Source organism: Secundilactobacillus sp. MJ173, assembly GCF_059704265.1.
Window position 1 is genome coordinate 1 of the sequence record NZ_BAAKGN010000061.1, and the last position, 16232, is coordinate 16232.

Annotated in this window: 17 protein-coding genes; 4 read left to right on the forward strand and 13 right to left on the reverse strand. The window is 43.3% G+C overall.

Translation table 11 applies throughout. From position 1 onward, the window contains the following. Positions 1–42 precede the first annotated feature (42 nt). From AC6H04_RS09725 to AC6H04_RS09750, 6 genes are all read right to left on the reverse strand, one after another. The gene (locus tag AC6H04_RS09725) at positions 43–1740 is read right to left on the reverse strand and encodes a phosphoenolpyruvate carboxykinase (RefSeq protein WP_497571478.1); all 1698 of its coding nucleotides are present in this window, start codon (positions 1738–1740) and stop codon (positions 43–45) included. A 209-nt stretch (positions 1741–1949) separates the two neighbouring features. Continuing rightward, positions 1950–3326 carry an MFS transporter gene (locus AC6H04_RS09730; protein ID WP_497571479.1) on the reverse strand — a complete coding sequence of 459 codons (1377 nt, stop codon included), beginning with the start codon at positions 3324–3326 and terminating at the stop codon, positions 1950–1952. A 387-nt stretch (positions 3327–3713) separates the two neighbouring features. After that, positions 3714–4301, reverse strand: coding sequence for an NAD(P)H-dependent oxidoreductase (locus AC6H04_RS09735; protein ID WP_497571480.1), 588 nt, complete (start codon positions 4299–4301; stop codon positions 3714–3716). Between the two features lie 79 nt (positions 4302–4380). Next, positions 4381–4914, reverse strand: a complete 534-nt coding sequence (locus AC6H04_RS09740) for a Crp/Fnr family transcriptional regulator (RefSeq protein ID WP_497571481.1) — start codon at positions 4912–4914, stop codon at positions 4381–4383. Positions 4915–4973: 59 nt separating this feature from the next. Further along, on the reverse strand, positions 4974–5147 hold the full coding sequence (locus tag AC6H04_RS09745) for a hypothetical protein (protein WP_497571482.1): 174 nt from the start codon (positions 5145–5147) through the stop codon (positions 4974–4976). Positions 5148–5192: 45 nt separating this feature from the next. Next, on the reverse strand, positions 5193–5900 hold the full coding sequence (locus tag AC6H04_RS09750; protein ID WP_497571483.1) for a zinc metallopeptidase: 708 nt from the start codon (positions 5898–5900) through the stop codon (positions 5193–5195). Between the two features lie 484 nt (positions 5901–6384). Between AC6H04_RS09750 and map the strand changes: the two genes are divergently transcribed. Together map and AC6H04_RS09760 are read left to right on the forward strand one after the other, a co-directional pair. Continuing rightward, positions 6385–7176 (forward strand): type I methionyl aminopeptidase, encoded by a 792-nt coding sequence (map, locus tag AC6H04_RS09755; RefSeq protein WP_098823765.1) that lies wholly within the window; start codon positions 6385–6387, stop codon positions 7174–7176. Positions 7177–7276: 100 nt separating this feature from the next. Beyond that, on the forward strand, positions 7277–8002 hold the full coding sequence (locus AC6H04_RS09760; RefSeq protein ID WP_497571484.1) for a demethylmenaquinone methyltransferase: 726 nt from the start codon (positions 7277–7279) through the stop codon (positions 8000–8002). Positions 8003–8006: 4 nt separating this feature from the next. On the opposite strand, the gene AC6H04_RS09765 is transcribed toward AC6H04_RS09760, so the two are convergent. Then, entirely contained in the window at positions 8007–8633 is a 627-nt protein-coding gene (locus tag AC6H04_RS09765; protein ID WP_497571485.1) for a DNA-3-methyladenine glycosylase, read from the reverse strand. Between the two features lie 57 nt (positions 8634–8690). Here AC6H04_RS09765 and AC6H04_RS09770 point away from each other — a divergent pair, with 57 nt between their 5' ends. Beyond that, positions 8691–9050, forward strand: a complete 360-nt coding sequence (locus AC6H04_RS09770) for a DUF488 domain-containing protein (protein WP_497571486.1) — start codon at positions 8691–8693, stop codon at positions 9048–9050. A 16-nt stretch (positions 9051–9066) separates the two neighbouring features. Here AC6H04_RS09770 and pgmB read toward each other — a convergent pair whose 3' ends face one another. After that, positions 9067–9762, reverse strand: coding sequence for a beta-phosphoglucomutase (pgmB, locus tag AC6H04_RS09775; protein ID WP_497571487.1), 696 nt, complete (start codon positions 9760–9762; stop codon positions 9067–9069). Between the two features lie 83 nt (positions 9763–9845). Here pgmB and AC6H04_RS09780 point away from each other — a divergent pair, with 83 nt between their 5' ends. Continuing rightward, positions 9846–10508, forward strand: a complete 663-nt coding sequence (locus AC6H04_RS09780) for a DUF6198 family protein (protein ID WP_497571488.1) — start codon at positions 9846–9848, stop codon at positions 10506–10508. Positions 10509–10559: 51 nt separating this feature from the next. Here AC6H04_RS09780 and AC6H04_RS09785 read toward each other — a convergent pair whose 3' ends face one another. The 5 genes from AC6H04_RS09785 to AC6H04_RS09805 form a co-directional block, all read right to left on the reverse strand. Continuing rightward, positions 10560–10985 carry an OsmC family protein gene (locus AC6H04_RS09785; RefSeq protein WP_497571489.1) on the reverse strand — a complete coding sequence of 142 codons (426 nt, stop codon included), beginning with the start codon at positions 10983–10985 and terminating at the stop codon, positions 10560–10562. 170 nt (positions 10986–11155) lie between these two features. Further along, complete coding sequence (locus AC6H04_RS09790; protein WP_497571490.1) at positions 11156–12097, reverse strand: phosphoglycerate dehydrogenase; 942 nt, start codon at positions 12095–12097, stop codon at positions 11156–11158. A 64-nt stretch (positions 12098–12161) separates the two neighbouring features. Continuing rightward, positions 12162–13310 carry a GGDEF domain-containing protein gene (locus AC6H04_RS09795; protein WP_497571491.1) on the reverse strand — a complete coding sequence of 383 codons (1149 nt, stop codon included), beginning with the start codon at positions 13308–13310 and terminating at the stop codon, positions 12162–12164. 229 nt (positions 13311–13539) lie between these two features. Then, a complete protein-coding gene (locus AC6H04_RS09800) occupies positions 13540–15159 on the reverse strand; it encodes a BCCT family transporter (RefSeq protein ID WP_497571508.1) in 1620 nt (539 codons plus the stop codon). A 444-nt stretch (positions 15160–15603) separates the two neighbouring features. Next, on the reverse strand, positions 15604–16155 hold the full coding sequence (locus tag AC6H04_RS09805; RefSeq protein WP_497571492.1) for a sugar O-acetyltransferase: 552 nt from the start codon (positions 16153–16155) through the stop codon (positions 15604–15606). Between the last annotated feature and the right edge of the window lie 77 nt (positions 16156–16232).

The following is a 16232-nucleotide window of genomic DNA, read 5'->3' on the forward strand; positions in this document are numbered from 1 at the left end:
TCCTGTCTTACACGCCGCTATCTAAACGCCGCGGTTCGCGCTCTATGAATTCCACAATTCATCCAACAGCTCTTTAGCACTTTCATTCAAGCTATCCTTACTCTTATCAGTGCCAAGGTGGGTATAAATTTCACCTACATATACTCCTTGATCAAACAAGCGCTTGAATACCTTATCGATAATTGGCCGAGTCTTGGCTTCTTCTTGCACTGGTCCAAATGGGTTAGCGAAGAAGGTCGTACTCATCCCAACTTCATCCGTCGTCCCCAAAGCAAACCGCTTGCCTTCAATGAAGGTTGCCTTAGCTTCCTCTTCATTATCGAAACGGTGAATCCCAATTTCTTTATCATAGTTGTTTGCATAGACCCACATGTCAACACCGTGATGGCCCACAACTCGGTTATATGAATCAGCGGGAATGATGACCCGGGCATTCTTACGGTCTGGATTCAAGTACACACCGCGGTCCATGTTATTAAAGGCCACGGCAGAACTTAAATCATCCAGTCGGACAAAAGCCCCAATTTCCGTTCCTTGCGCATACAAATCATCGTCGGTTAACGTGAAGCTGCCCATGTCATCAAAAATCGTTTCAAGACTCAAAATCTTATCGTCCGCAATTTCCTGCAAGGCTTCCAAAGATTCTGACTTCCCGGCACCGGAATCACCGAAGAAGACCACGTTTTTATTCTTGCCGTTAGCGAACTTGATCCGAACCATTGAACCATGAATTGGCAAACGGTTTTCGTAGATCATGTGCAAGTTATGCAACGTTAAGCACATCTTCTTCATGTAGCCAAAATACGTGGTCTTATCGTTGTATGGTACTTCGCCGACCCAGATGTCGTTTTCTTCATCATGGTGGTAGTGGCAAACATCGCCTTCAGTCTCTGGTAAACCAAATAATAAGATTTCATCTGGTTTATGACCGGCAACTTCCTTAGCGCTGGCAACTTCAAATAAGTTAGCCAGTGAAATCCCGCTAACAAAGTAATCCCGGTGGAAGTAAATATAAGCTAAACTTTCACCGATCTTAGCTGGGAAGCAGTACCATTCGCTACGTGAGCCATGGAATTTGTCAATTGGGTTATCAGGAACGGCCGTAAATGTTCCCTCACGTCTGTTTGAAGGTGTCTTCATCATCATTGGTGGCCGTAACATCAAAGTCTCTAAGAAACGAATTGGCTTCAAAGCTTCATAACCATGTGGAATTGGCCAGTCTAACGATTGCGTCAAAACACATGCAGAAGTCCCTGCGCTCACCTGACGATAAGTCTTGTTACGGAATCCTTGCAGCTTTTCTTCAATTGTCCGATAGGCTTCAATGACAACATCATTGAACTTATTATCCATTTGCATGAAGTTCTTTGCGGTTGCTTCACTCCCATGCAAGTTAACAACACCAATTCTAAGATATGACCGGTAATATGAATACAGGTCTTCAACACTTAAAAGAATTTCCTCACGCTTATACGTATCAAAAGCGTCAGAACGATCAAGCAAAACTGCCTTCAATGTATCGATGTAAGTTTTGGGATCTGTATCCTCAAAATCGCTTCGCTGACTCTCGGAGGTATGACGTCGATCATCTAAAAATAAGCGGACAACTTCCTCGAGTTCTTTACTATTGATTAAGGTAAAGATATCGGAAACATACTTGTTCGTGTAATTAAGTACAGCAATTTCTCGATCTGGATTCATATATAACGCAGATGTTTCTACTTTTTCTGACTCAGTCATGTGGACAATTCCCCTTCCAATGCAACTCATTTGCATAACTCCATTGTAGCCTAAAATGACCCGAACGAAAATAGAAAAATGAGAATTTAATAAAAGCGACAAATTCCGTCATGACGGGCTACAATTGACTTTTAAAATTGTAAAAATGAGAGAATTTTTTGAAAAATTTAGACTAAAATTTGAACGACATTGTCATAATTTCAACCGTTTTAATTTTGAACTTTCTTTTCTTTCAAAGTAAGTGCTAAAAGGAGGCCAATAATTTCAAGAATAAAGAAAGTGATGAAAACAATGTGGAAATTTCCTAAAGTTGCCGTGGCGACTCCACCCAACGACAGTAAGATGGTCGCTACGGCAACACCCGTCGATCCTAGTAATTGACGCATGGTAGTGATGACGGCAGTCCCGTGAGAAACCTTCTCATTAGGCAACGCATCCGCGCCCAATGTAGTCGCAGGCATCATGACAAAGGCATTGCCACCTTCAATCAACATCGCAATCGGCATCATCCCCCAAAGTGAAAATTTAACGGGAACAAGTGCTAAGATGCCCCATCCTATGAGAATCATGATCATCCCAATCAACAAAACCTTTTTAAAGCCAATCTTATCAGCTAGACGACCAGTTAACGGGTTTAAAATACTTAAGAATAACGCACCGGGAACTAACGCCATTCCTGAAATAAACGGACTGACACCCAAAATAATTTGGTAGTACAGTGGGAAAACAATCGTGACAACAATTAACGCGATGTAGGAAAGACCTGTCAACCATACGGATGCGTTAAACTGACGAACTTTGAAGACCCGTAGATCAAGCAGCGGTTCCGGCAAACGTAATTGTCTGATACCAAAGAATAGCAGTAACACGATGCTGACAATCAGGATCACACTGGCCATCCCCCAGTTAACACCTGGTGTGCCAACCAAGTTGATCACGTAAAGGACGCCAATGAATCCGACGAGGCTGATTACTGAAAGCCAGTCCAGGTGCGACGGCACTTGTGGCATCACGTTAACAATTGTCTTCAGCGATAGTAAGATAACCAGACTAATAATGATCATAAAGACGATAAATAGTCCTTGCCAAGTGGTAAATCGGAGCACAATCCCAGAAATAATCGGCCCTACCGCTAGCGCTGACCCCATGACCAACCCTGCAACACCCATTGCGCTGCCACGTTCGTCATGTGGTGTGATCGTCAGAAGTACCGTTTGATACGACGGGAACAAAATACCGACACCTATTGCTTCCATGGCACGCCCCAAAAGGACTAACGGAAAGTTTGGTGCCAAGATGATTAAGAGTGTTCCCACGTCAAACATGGTTAAAACAGACAAAAATAATGGCTTAAACCCAATATTGCTCAATAACCAGGGACTAACTGGCATCATAATACACATAATGAGCATGAAGCCAGTTGTTAGCCACTGAACAGTTGAAGCCGAAATTGAAAAATACCGCATCAGCGTTGGGTAGGCTGTGGACAAGGCTGATTGACTGATTGACATGGTGAAGGTCCCCATCAGCAAAGTCGCCACGAACCATAGCCGTGTACGCCCTGATAGCGTAGTTGATTGATCCATTTTCAGATTCCCCCTTATATCCACAATGATAGGAGTAATTCCGGTTAAAATCAATTGTGCCAAATGTAGATTGAATATCTGAGTAGTTTTAAGTTCTTGTCACCTAACAATAGAGTGTGCCGGGGAGCGGTTACACTCCAGTCTCTTCTCCCCAAAACACGTTTCAAAAACAGCGTGTGAGACAACTCGGTAGATTCCAGAATTTAACGCAAAGAAACGTCACCGATGCTTGTCGGGGTGGCGTTTCTTTGCGTTAAATGGCCTAAATCTGAGTTGTTGAACAGGGTTTGACTAGCTTAAAACAACGAACAAAAACAAACTTTAAGTTGGCTCTCAGTCAAGAAAATAGATGACGTTTTCACCAGTAGACACTTATGTCACAGCTGCTTAACGTGTCCCTATTTGATTAGCTTGTTGCAACCAGTTTTGACGCTTAGCATCGCTACTTTTCTTAACCATGTTGCAGCTTAACCATTTGACATTCTTCAAACCCATTTTCTTAAAGGTACCACGAATCAATGCGCGTTGAATCGCATCACCGAAGACCCAACGATAGAGTGCTTTCGGGGTATTCATGGTCGTAATGATCGTAGTGGACTGTAATTGTGCTAACTTTGAAGCCATCCCGGTACCGCCTTTTACATAGTCGAAAGTTTCCCCAGGGAAGACCACTTTGTCAATGAACCCCTTCATCATTGCTGGCATTAATTCCCACCAAATCGGAAAGACTAAAATCAAGTGGTCGGCTTCCTTCACACGCTGAATGTAGTCGATAGCTTGCTCATCTTGAGCTTTATGCTTTAAGAAGCCAATCAAGTCAGCACTATGCATCACTGGGTCAAAATGATCTGCCTCCAAATCAATGATATCCACAGTATGACCCGCTTTTTCTGCACCTTCTTTAGCTGCCACCATCAGAGCGTGGCAGAAACTGCCTTCATATGGGTGAGATGTTACGATTAATGTTTTTGTCATGTTTCTAACCTCCAAAAGTTAATAAGGTTAGTATAGTGAGCACCCCTGACCAGCGCATTAACATATGTTAATAGACACATTATTTATTTAATCGACTGCGAATTCGGGAAAGTGACACTGGTGTAATACCTAGATATGAGGCCAACTCAAATTTAGGAACACGGTTGACTAATTCCGGATCAGATGCCAACAAACTCTGGTAGCGCAATTCTGGAGAATCTTCAATCCGATTGAGAAAGTACTGCGTGTAATCAATAAAACGGTGACAGACATAGTCGGTAAAAGCTGCCATCAGTTTGGGCTCTGCTTCAATGGTGTGTCGCAATAATTTCCCATCAACAACTGTCACCGTTGTTCTTTCCATAGCGGTAACGGCAAACAAACTCGGCTTAACCAGATAAAAACTTTCAAAGGAAGACACTGCTTGACCTTCGAAGAAAAACTGCACCGTGATATCGCGGCCATCATCGTTATGCCACAATCTCACCGCACCCCGATCAACAAAATATAGTTGCTTAGCAACGTCACCTTCACGTAATAAATCTTCTCCCGCTTCAAAAGTTCTTTGGTGTCCCATTTGTTTAATTTGTTCATAATAGTCGCTGAGTGCCATTTTCAATCCCCCGTTCACTTCACGTAAAAAAAGCACGACCAGATTGGCCGTGCCGACTACTAACTCAAACTATTAATTGTACCGTCATCGATTGCTTGTTTGATCTTCTTTGCTTCATCCAAGCGAGACTCCGTAATGTATTTCATAGTAACGTCTTTATCCGTTTCTGCTTTGTTAAATTGCTCAGTTAAAAACTCGATTTGATCCTTCAAATATGAGATTAAGTCCATCATTACCACCAACCTTTTCATCCTATTCTTATTATAAGTCAAACCCGCTTAATTGTCGTCACGATTTCCACCAAAAAGGATGATTAATCGTAGCAATTGTAAAAATGTTGCCAATGCAGCTGCAACGTAAGTGAGGGCTGCCGCCGTCAGGACACGTCTTACCATTGGTACCTCATCCGCAGTTAGTAAACCGCCATCGGTGAGGATTCGAAGTGCCCGGTGCGACGCGTTAAATTCCACGGGCAACGTCACCAATTGAAACAACAATGCAAACGAAAACAGGAAGATACCAATATGAATCAACGTCTGGTTCATTCCCATCAGTACCCCCACTAAAATCAGTGGAAATGAAATTGAAGAACCAAAATTAGCAACGGGTACAATAGCTGTTCGCAATCTCATTGGAAAATAATGACTAGCATCTTGTACCGCATGCCCACATTCATGGGCTGCCACACCAACTGCTGCTACCGACGATGAATTAGCTGTTGATTCTGACAAGTTCAGCGTTTTATTGCCACCGTTATAGTTATCAGTCAAATTACCAGCAATGGGATGCACCGAAACGTTGTTGATGCCTGACTGCTGCAAAATATACTGAGCGGCACCAGTTCCAGTGACACCGCTTTGGGCGCGATAACGATCGTATTTAGCGTAGGTTGAATTAACGTAGCCTGAAGCTGCCATTGACAGTAACAAACCAATAATAACTAAGATATACGTTGGATCAAAAAAGGCGAATATCGGTGATGTCATTGAATCCCTCCTGTTAATTGTAAGTCATATCGTTGCAGAACATTGTAGCAAGGAATTGAGGCTGGGACAAGATATTTAAGGAAGGTTTAAGGTTGTGGCATGTTTTGGGTGGGATTGGGGGTGGACAGGCGTCATAGCCTATTCGGGTTTCAGCGGACTGAGAGCTACATGTAAGCGAGTAACGTTATAAGCCCAAACCCAGGCTTACAACGTTACTCGCTTACACACCGCTCTCAAAACGTCCGCTTTCACACCATGTTCTATTCAGGTTCCAGCAAGCAGAAAGTAGCATTCAACATAGCCGAACTGGGCTCAAGCAAACTGAGACTTGCACCTAAGCTACTTTCGGCATAAATCCCAAGCCCACGGATTTACGCCGAAAGTAGCTTAGGCTCCAGTCTCTAAACGCTTGCTTCCACACCATGGCTTTTTGGTGTACCATTATAACTGTTGAATTTATTAAAGAACAAAGGAGCTCAAATTCTTGATTACTTTAAAATCAGAACGTGAAATTGAAATGATGCGTAAATCCGGTGCCATTTTGGCCGGTGTTCACTTGGGTCTACGCGACATCATCAAACCCGGTATTTCTAGCTGGGACATCGAAAAATTTGCTAACGCCTACATCGAAGAACACCACGCCAAGGCCGAAGAAAAAGGCTTTGAAGGCTACAAGTACGCCACTTGCGTCAGCGTCAACGATGAAGTTGCCCACGCCACCCCTCGTAAAGATCTCCTACTTAAAAACGGTGACATTGTTGCCGTTGACATGGTAGTTAACCTCGATGGCTTCATGAGCGATTCTTGCTGGACCTATGCCGTTGGCGAGATCAGCGAAGAAAAACAACACCTCATGGACGTTACTAAAAAGGCGCTTTACTTAGGTATTGATCAAGCCGTCATTGGTAACCGGATCGGTGACATTGGTTACGCTATTCAACACTACGTTGAAGACGAAAACCACATGGGCGACGTTCGCGAACTGATTGGTCACGGTATCGGACCGACGATGCACGAAGAGCCAAACGTCCCTCACTATGGCGAACCTGGTAAGGGTCTACGCTTACGTGAAGGTATGACTATCACCATCGAACCAATGGTTAATCTTGGTACCTGGGAGATTGCTTCAAAGCAAGTTCCTGGCGATACTTGGGAATACTACGTTTCAGCTGATGGCACCCCTTCAGCACAGTACGAACACACATTGGTCATCACAAAAGATGGTCCTAAGATCTTAACTTCTCAAGATCCAGTTGAAGACGCTAAGTATCTTTAACATTTAAATCAACAAATCAAAACGTCCCGCAGCTGGAAACAGACTTGCGGGACGTTTTTTGATAAAATTAAGTTACTGAATTTACTCTGGAGGAGTTAACATGACACTTACAAATCACACACCAGAACCACAGGTACAGTCAACTTTTAAACGAGTAGCCGAAAATTACGATCAGATGAATAATCTCATCTCCCTTGGCACCCACAAACACTGGCGTAAAGTTGCGATGGCAAAACTAGCCATCAAACCTGGTAGTTTTGTGCTAGACCTCTGTTGTGGTACAGGTGATTGGACGATAGCGCTAGCGAAGGCTGTTGGCCCCTCCGGTCAGGTGGTTGGCCTGGATTTCAGCGATGAAATGTTGGCAATCGCTAAAAAGAAAGTCGCAGCAGCTAACTTAGAAGACCGCGTGACTTTAGTTCAAGGTGATGCAATGGCGTTATCCTACGATAAAAATCATTTTGACCTGGTGACCATCGGCTTTGGTCTACGTAACGTGCCGGATGCCAACCAAGTCTTACGCGAAATGCATCGCGTGGTGCGCCCAGGTGGAAAAGCGGCTTCGCTGGAAACATCACAACCAACTCAGCCACTCGTTAAGTTGGGATGGCAAGCCTACTTCAAACTGGTTCCATTGATGACTAAACTAGCCGTCCGCAACTATCAGGACTACGCTTACTTAGAGAAGACTGCTGCCGAATTCGTCGATGCCAAACAATTAGCTAAAATGTTCGCTAATGCCGGATTTAAAAAAATCGACTATCAGACGTTTGATATGGGGGCTGCCGCCTTTCATGAGGCACAAAAATCTTATATTGAGGAATAATTTTCTAAGCCCATCCGTGGGTTATGAAATCCATCTTCCGTTTACGCATCCCTGAAACATAAGGATTCCCCGCAACGAAATAACGGTAAGGTGCGTTGGTTTGACCGCCACGCTTACTGACACCAATCCGCGCCGATGTGGCAATCCGTGACGGCTGGCGACTATCATCTAAACTAATTGTAAAGGGACTTTGATCAAGCATGGTATTATTCCAGTGAAGGTCATTAATGCCAAACGCCTGCATCAGCTTGCCCGGACCATTCGTCAGTTCCGAGCCAGATTTTGGCCGGTTAGCCATCATGATGTCCAACCCATCTTTAGGTTCAATACCCCGTACCAAAATCCCTTGTGGCTCGCCCTTTTCCTGAACCGCAATATCAAAAGCGTAGTAACCGCGAGAAGTATAGATGTAGATATTCCCTGGTGCACCATACAACGCATCGTTAGCCTTGGTACGGCGGCCTTCGTACGCATGCGCTGCCGAGTCAGCAACACCAAGATAGGCTTCAGCTTCGACAATGTAGCCACTAACTAATCCTTTGGGTGATTCGTAGCTAAGTAATTTACCCAAGAGCTCACGGCTAATCGTTTCGGTGGAACGGCCACTAAAAAATTCTGCCATAGTTGTCATAATTTCTACCCCTAACATCAATATGTGATATTGTCATTATAGAAGAGGTGATTCGAAATGGCACTCAAAATTGAACGAATTTATACCAAACCCGCTGATATGGACGGTTATCGCATCTTAGTTGACCGCTTATGGCCACGGGGAATTTCAAAGGAAAAGGCCGCTCTTGATGAGTGGTTTAAAACCATTGCACCAACCAAAGAGTTACGTCAGTGGTTCGGTCACGACCCCGAAAAGTACGCTGAGTTTAAAACCCGTTATATCGCTGAGCTGAACGCTAACCCTGACCGCGACGAGTTTTTAAAACTGATAAAATCCCATCTTACTGAGGACAATGTCATCATGCTTTATGGCGCAAAAGATGAGACTCATAATCAAGCTGTGGTGTTAAAAGAATATTTAGAAAAACTGCTTTAATTTAAAAAAGATCACTTTAGTCAGTGACCTTTTTTTGTTGTGCCTCAACTTGCTTCTGGATACCAGCTAAGCTCAATTCTGTAGAACGACTAAATTTAACGTCCGCGGTGGCTATTTCTTCCGACTCACCAACACCGATGGACATGGCACCCGAACCGTTTAGGGCACTCAAACCAGTCTTCGAATCTTCAACACCCATACACTCATCCGGCTGCAAATTCAACAGGTCAGCCGCCCGAACGTAAATCTCAGGGTCCGGCTTGTTATGTGTCAATGTCGCCGGATCAACAATCAGTGGGAAATAATCTGTCAGCTGCATCTTTTTAATTTCTAACGGTGCGTTCATGGATGCTGAAGCCAGCACGATACCGTAATGCTGAGCCTTTAATTCATCCAGAAAACGTATCACACCGGGTAATACGTCCGCTGGCGACATATGAGAAATCAACTCTAAGTACATCTGGTTTTTATGATTGCCCAACTTCTGCCGTTCTTCAGCCGTATAGCGATCCAGCTGATGACCAGCCTCTAAAATCGTTGTCACTGCTTCCTGTCGGTTCATCCCAAGCACGGTTTCAGTTAATGCTGCTGTCCACGTAATTCCAAGTTCATCAGCTAATTGGCGCCAAGCTTGAAGATGATACTGCGATGAATCCGCAATCACCCCGTGAAGATCAAAGAGCACCCCGGAATATTGCTCGAATTTAATCATTTAACTCACTCCTATTGGGGAAATACCCCTTTTATTTTCAACATACTCCCGTATAATTAGAAACGTTATGGAGGGATCAACACGTGTATCAAGACAACGGCAAGCCAACTATTTTGGGAGATTGTATATTACTTATTATTTCCATTATAATCAACTCACTGGGAAACGCACTGACCGTTTCCTTAAATTTAGGCAGCGCATTATGGACCGCATCCGCTGTCAACATGTCACACTTATTTCACATGAATTTAGGTAACATTTTATTACTGGAAGGAATTGCAGTTATCTTAGCCAACGCTGTGTTGCTGCGAGAAATTGATTGGCACCGCATGCTTGGCAACGTGCTCTTCATGGTTCCTTTCAGTTATTTAGTCAGTGGAATTGCACAATTGCTGACCGTTTTCCATATTCAACACTTATCACTCGTCCCGTCAGTGATACTCGATATCGTTGGCGTTATGATGATTGGCTGCGGTATCTCGATTTATCAGCGAATTAACCTGATTCTGCATCCAAACGATGATTTGATGCAGATTCTGCGCTTTAAATTTTTGCACGGTAATGCGGTAACTGCTTCTCTAACAGCTTTTATCACACCCATTACGATCATCGCTATCTGTTTTTTGATTCAGCGTCACATTTGGGCAGTGAATATCGGCACTGTGGTGGCATTGCTATTCCAAGGTACCTTCATTGCTTTAAGTGATCGCTACGTTTTTCGAAAGTTAAAACATCAACGCCTATAAGAAAAAAAGTTCGTCTGCATATGCGGGCGAACTTTTTTAATTTGTTTTGGTTTAAAACGCAAATTCATCAACAACTTCAAAGGACACATTAGCGTTTTGCTTAATCATCTTAGCTACTGGGCAATAGTTTTTTGCTTCATCAACTAACGCCTGTGCCTGCGCATGATCCACACCAGTCATCAAAACTTGAACACGCACCACAAACTTATAACCCGTGTCATCTTTAAGTTGATCCACACCGGTGTGTACCACACTCGTATGCGGTAAGTTATGGAGTTGCTCAATGATTTCAATCGTCGCATTAAAACACGTACTGATTGCCAAACCGACTAATTGTTCAGGATTAGTACCGGAACCCTTCACTAACGAGCTGCTGACCCCAAGCGCTAATCCTTCGTTACCACGAATAAAACTCACACCGCTTAAACCTTTTTCATTTACTGCCTCAGTATGATATAACGATCCATCAATTGCCATTGTCAGGATCCCCCTTTTATTTTTTGTGCCTGTAGTTTAGCACGCAAGAAACCGATTCCAAAACGTTTAGCTTGTTCATCACTAACCATGGAACGATTTTTTAAATAACCAAGGGAAGCCCAGGTAAACTAATAAATCAGGTAATTAATGACTAATGGATTGGTGTGGCATTAAAGCTGCGGATCATTGACCGCCCACTCTGGCTTTTGTCCAGATAGCGCAGCATCAATCATCTTAGCGGCACCAAAGGCCATATTCTGACCAGCTTCTACCGTATTTGATGCTGTGTGCGGTGTCAAAAAGACGTTATCCATGCGATAAAATGGACTGTCAGCTGGTAAGGGTTCCTCATCAAAAACATCTAAAGCCGCACTAGCAATCTGATGCGTGTTGAGGGCCGTAATCAGTGCCTGCTCATCAACTACAGAGCCACGCGCTAAATTAACCAATGAAGCACTTGGCTTCATCATCGCAAATTCTTTCTTGCCAATTAAGTGCTCAGTCTGCTTAGTAGCTGCGATATGCAGTGTGACATAATCTGATTGTTTCAATAATGTTTCTAAATCGACGTACTCACCGTATTCCGTTGGCCGTTTAGTTCGGTTATAAATCAAGGTTTTAACCCCAAACCCGCTCAACATTTTTGCCACGGCTTGGCCAATGTGACCATAACCGACAATCCCTACCGTCGAACCCAGTAGCTCATGTCCAAAGAGTTGCTTAGCGGTTCTGATCTTACCTTGATGCATCAAAGTGGACATTTCATATGAGCGTTTCGACAGTAACATAATATCAGTCACAGCATTTTCCGCCACACTAATCGCATTGGCTCCCGGCGTATTGGTTACCCAAACACCCTTAGTTGCCGCATACTCAGCATCAATACTGTCATAGCCAACACCATAACGCGCCAAAACTTTTAAATTAGGTAATTTGTCATATAAATCATTGGGAAAGGGGGAAACGAACATCATTATCCCAGCGACGTCGCGCGCTGTCGCCAAAATAGTGGCCTCATCAGCACTAGCAACAGTAAGCACGTCATACCCCTTCTTAGTTAAATAGTGGTCGGTTTGTTTGTCCGCAATCTCCGGAATAATTACTTTCTGCATACTGAGAATTCCCTTCTGAATGAACTGGTTTTAATACCTTAAATTTTACCATGATTCTACCAAGTCAGACTATTTTAAATCGTTTATCAGAGGTTGTTACCCGATTACGACCGGCTTCTTTTGAACGATACAGACGCTGGTCGGCACGCTTATAAACATCTAAATAGTTCTGATCCTCAGCATCGATTTGTGCTTGTCCCAATGAAATGGTGAGCTTGAATTGTTCCCCCTGTTTGGTTTTAAAAACCAAATTGCCAATCGCCTCACGGACATGATTAGCAACTTCATCAGGAGAGCCCTGCTGCGTTTGATGATTGAAAACCACAAAAGAAAATTCTTCGCCGCCAACGCGATAAGCCTTTGCGTTACTGCTAATTTTCGGCAACAACCGATTTAATTCGTTAGCCACGCCTTTAAGTACATCATTCCCCTCCAAATGCCCATATTGATCATTGACCCGTTTAAAGAAGTCAATATCAAATGTATAAAGTAAATATTGAGTGCCGTTTTCACGATAATCATCGAAAGCCTGCTGCAAATCGTCATTAAAAATCCTAAAATTATTCAGCTTTGTCAGATTATCCTGACTAGCTTCACAAAGTAAAGTCGCTTGGTGTTCATCTCGCGTTTTCAACTGGTAATAGATGTACCAAACTAAATAATACACCACGAAACATTCTGCTAACTCTACCCACCAGCCAACTTCAATTCCGTGTAAAGAAATCCAATTCGCCCATAGAAATGGGGCTGAAAAAAGTAAGCAAAAGGGATAATACACCAGTGGTCGATTCATAATGCGCCACCCGAACCGATCAGCTTCTGCTAACATTAAGACACTGGCAACATAAAAGTAACCCCACCATGGCACGTTGGGCAGCCACCAATACCAGAGCAACAAAACCACCGATAAACTTAACAAAAGCCAAGAGTTCTTTTTTAAAATCATGGCAAAGAGAATCACCCCAATTTGAAACGCTAAATAACTCCATCCAAATCCCTGACGATTATGAGCCTCCAATATTCTAAACTCCGATGCAAGGTGATAGAGTAACAGGAAGCCAATCGTCAAAGCCACCTGACTCGCTCCACGTAACCGGCTCCAAATTGGTCGATGAAATTCGGCGTGTTGCAGCCAAGTGTATAGTAATGAAAATCCCGTTAACAAAAGCATGTTGATGATAAAGTTAACTCCTCGAACTTCCCATATCAACATCATTTTTCCCCCGTTTTCAATTGGATTTTGAAAACATTTGTCTCAAATTATTGCATTTTTTCAAATCTGTTTATTTCATTTGTTTATTCTATGATAACTTCCCCCACTGCGCAACTATGATTAACCGAAACAAATCCGCTCATCGAAATATTGTCGGTTTCAATTTTACACAAAAAAAGCGCTGCTAGAATTATTTCCATAATTTTATCAGTGCTTTCGATTTATAAACTTAATTAGCCATTTGCTTAGGTGACAAGATCAACTTACCACGAATAGCAGATTTGCGTTCCACAGTAACAGGACGTCTTTGTGCCACTTCCGCAACTTCTGGAGATGGTGTAAAGACCAGTTCGTGATCCCGCTTAACTAACCGGTGAATGGACACCAGAATAACAGCGCAGACCGCAATTAACGGGAACCCAGCCATCACAGAAATTGTCTGGATAACTTGGAAGCCACCTACTAAGACCAGTGAGAAAGCGAAAATCATGAAGACGATGACCCAGCTCATCCGGTTAAAGCGAGATGGTTCACGGTGCTTCAATGGCACACTAGTAAAGGATGACAGGATGTAAGCTGAACCCGAAATCGTTGTTGCCAAGAAAATGAAACATGACAGGCAGTAAAGCAATGTCATGACTTGCTTCATCGGTAACGTCCCAATGACGGTCGCTATAACGGCAGCTTGACCCTGAGTGTTCAAAATGTGGACCAAGTTGATGACCCCATTTTGTTGCAGCCAAAGTGCGTAGCCACCCATTACGGCGTAGAACAATGCACAGCCAGTAAAGCCGTACAACAACATACCCATCAGCATCTGACGAATCGTCTTACCGCGTGAGATCTTCGCGATGAATAATCCCATCACTGGCATGTACGATAACCACCAGCCCCAGTAGAAAATTGTATCCTGCTGAGTAGCGCTTGGTCGCGTATTAGTTGCCATTGGCACGAACTTTTGAACGAGCATGCCTAAGCTTTGTGCCTCGTTAGAAATAATGTAGCGGGTTGGACCAAAGAACAAAATTAAGACCAGAAAACCGATGGCTAACCAAATGTGCGCCATGCTTAATCGATCAATCCCACCGTTTAAGCCCTTAAAGACCGTAACGGCAAATAAAACGAACAAGACAGCGAACAATGCTAATTCCAATGGTAAACCGTACTTAATGCCGGTTGCACTTGAAAATGCTTTAGCAGTAATTGGCACTTCCATCCCAATAGATGACCCAACACCACCGATGATGCCGATGACGACAAGGACGTTGATCAAGCCAGCAAAGAACTTCTTAGCTGATTGATGCTTATCACCGTCCAGCATACCGATACCGTCGCTCAGTTTTTGAACTGGCTGCCCCTTACGATACATCAGGTAACCAATTAAAACAGCAGCGGGTGCGAACATCATCCAAGCCATTGGCCCCCAGTTAAACTGCCCCATCATAGTGGCAGAGATATAGGCGGCGTGAGAATAGGCTTTAATGTGAAAAGGTGGATTTTGAATCACCGTCAGCGGATCGGTGATGGACAGCATCATAATGCTGGCATCAATCGCAGTGGCGAACACCATAGCGCCCCACTTGAATCCGCTGTAAACCGGCTTGTCATCAGGTTTTCCAATTTTAATTTTCCCATATCGGCTAAATGCCAATCCGATTAAGAAGACAAAGTTGATGATATAAATACCAAGGTACATCCACCCTAACTTTAGGTTCATCCAACTCAATAGGCTAGATAAAGGTGCTTGTAGACCCTTCCCACCTATCATTAACACTAAAGTTGCCAGTAAGAATAATCCCACAGTTGGTACAAAGACCCACTTGTTGATTAACTTGCTTCTTAAAATAATATTCCTCCTCTAATAATTGTACATACCGGGGACAGAGTGTGGCGCAAGTCAAAGTGTCCGGCAAGGCTGTAAAAGATCGCCCTTACTCATTCCTGATGAGAATCCCGTTATCGAATTCAGACCATTCCTGAATCAGTTAAAAATCTCTACCTTGCGTAGCATGCTTTAATTCGTGAAGTACACCATGACTTTTTATTAGCTAAGATATACTTGAAACCACAGATGAAATTGTTACCTTTCAACTCTGTAAACACCCGACGTATTTTCATAAGGGTCAGCAAAGTACAAAACACAAAAAAGCTGTCGAGATCGGTCTAAGACCATCTGCAACAGCTTTCTCTGCAACAAATTGCCACTTCCAAATGTAACCCGAATGAATTTACATTTTCATTATACACGTTTGAAAGAATAAGTAAAATGTGCAGCAAATATAAGAAAATATAGCTATTTTATAGTTTTGATAACTCGCGCCGGATTGCCTGCTATAACAACATTATCGCCAAATGACTTCGTGACTACCGAGCCGGCACCCACAACCACATTGTTACCCAGAGTCACACCAGGTAAAATCGTTACCCGGCCACCTAACCAGGCATTATCGCCAATGGTAATTGGTGCCCCCAACTCAACATCCGCATTCCGCTGTACAGGGTCCAGTGGATGAACTGGTGTATAAAGGCCAATGTTAGGGCCAAAATAACAGTGTTCACCAATGGTAATTGGGCAGGTATCTAAGAAGGTCATATCATAGTTACCATAAAAATGATCACCGATATGAATGTTAAAACCATAGTCAAACTTGAACGATGATTCCACAAAGAAATCATCGCCAACGTCTGCCAGCAATGCTTTAAACCGGTTATTTCGGTTGTCATTATCCGTAATATGATTAATCTCTTCTAGTTGCTGTCTCATATATACGCGACGGTTGATCAGTTCTGGGTCAAACTGATTATAGGGTTCCCCAGCCGTCATCTTTTCACGCTCTGTCGTCATAAATTGAACACTCCTTTGTCAATAAGCATATCACATGTCACAAACTCGAGCTAAATTGCTTTCATCATCTGCTATTT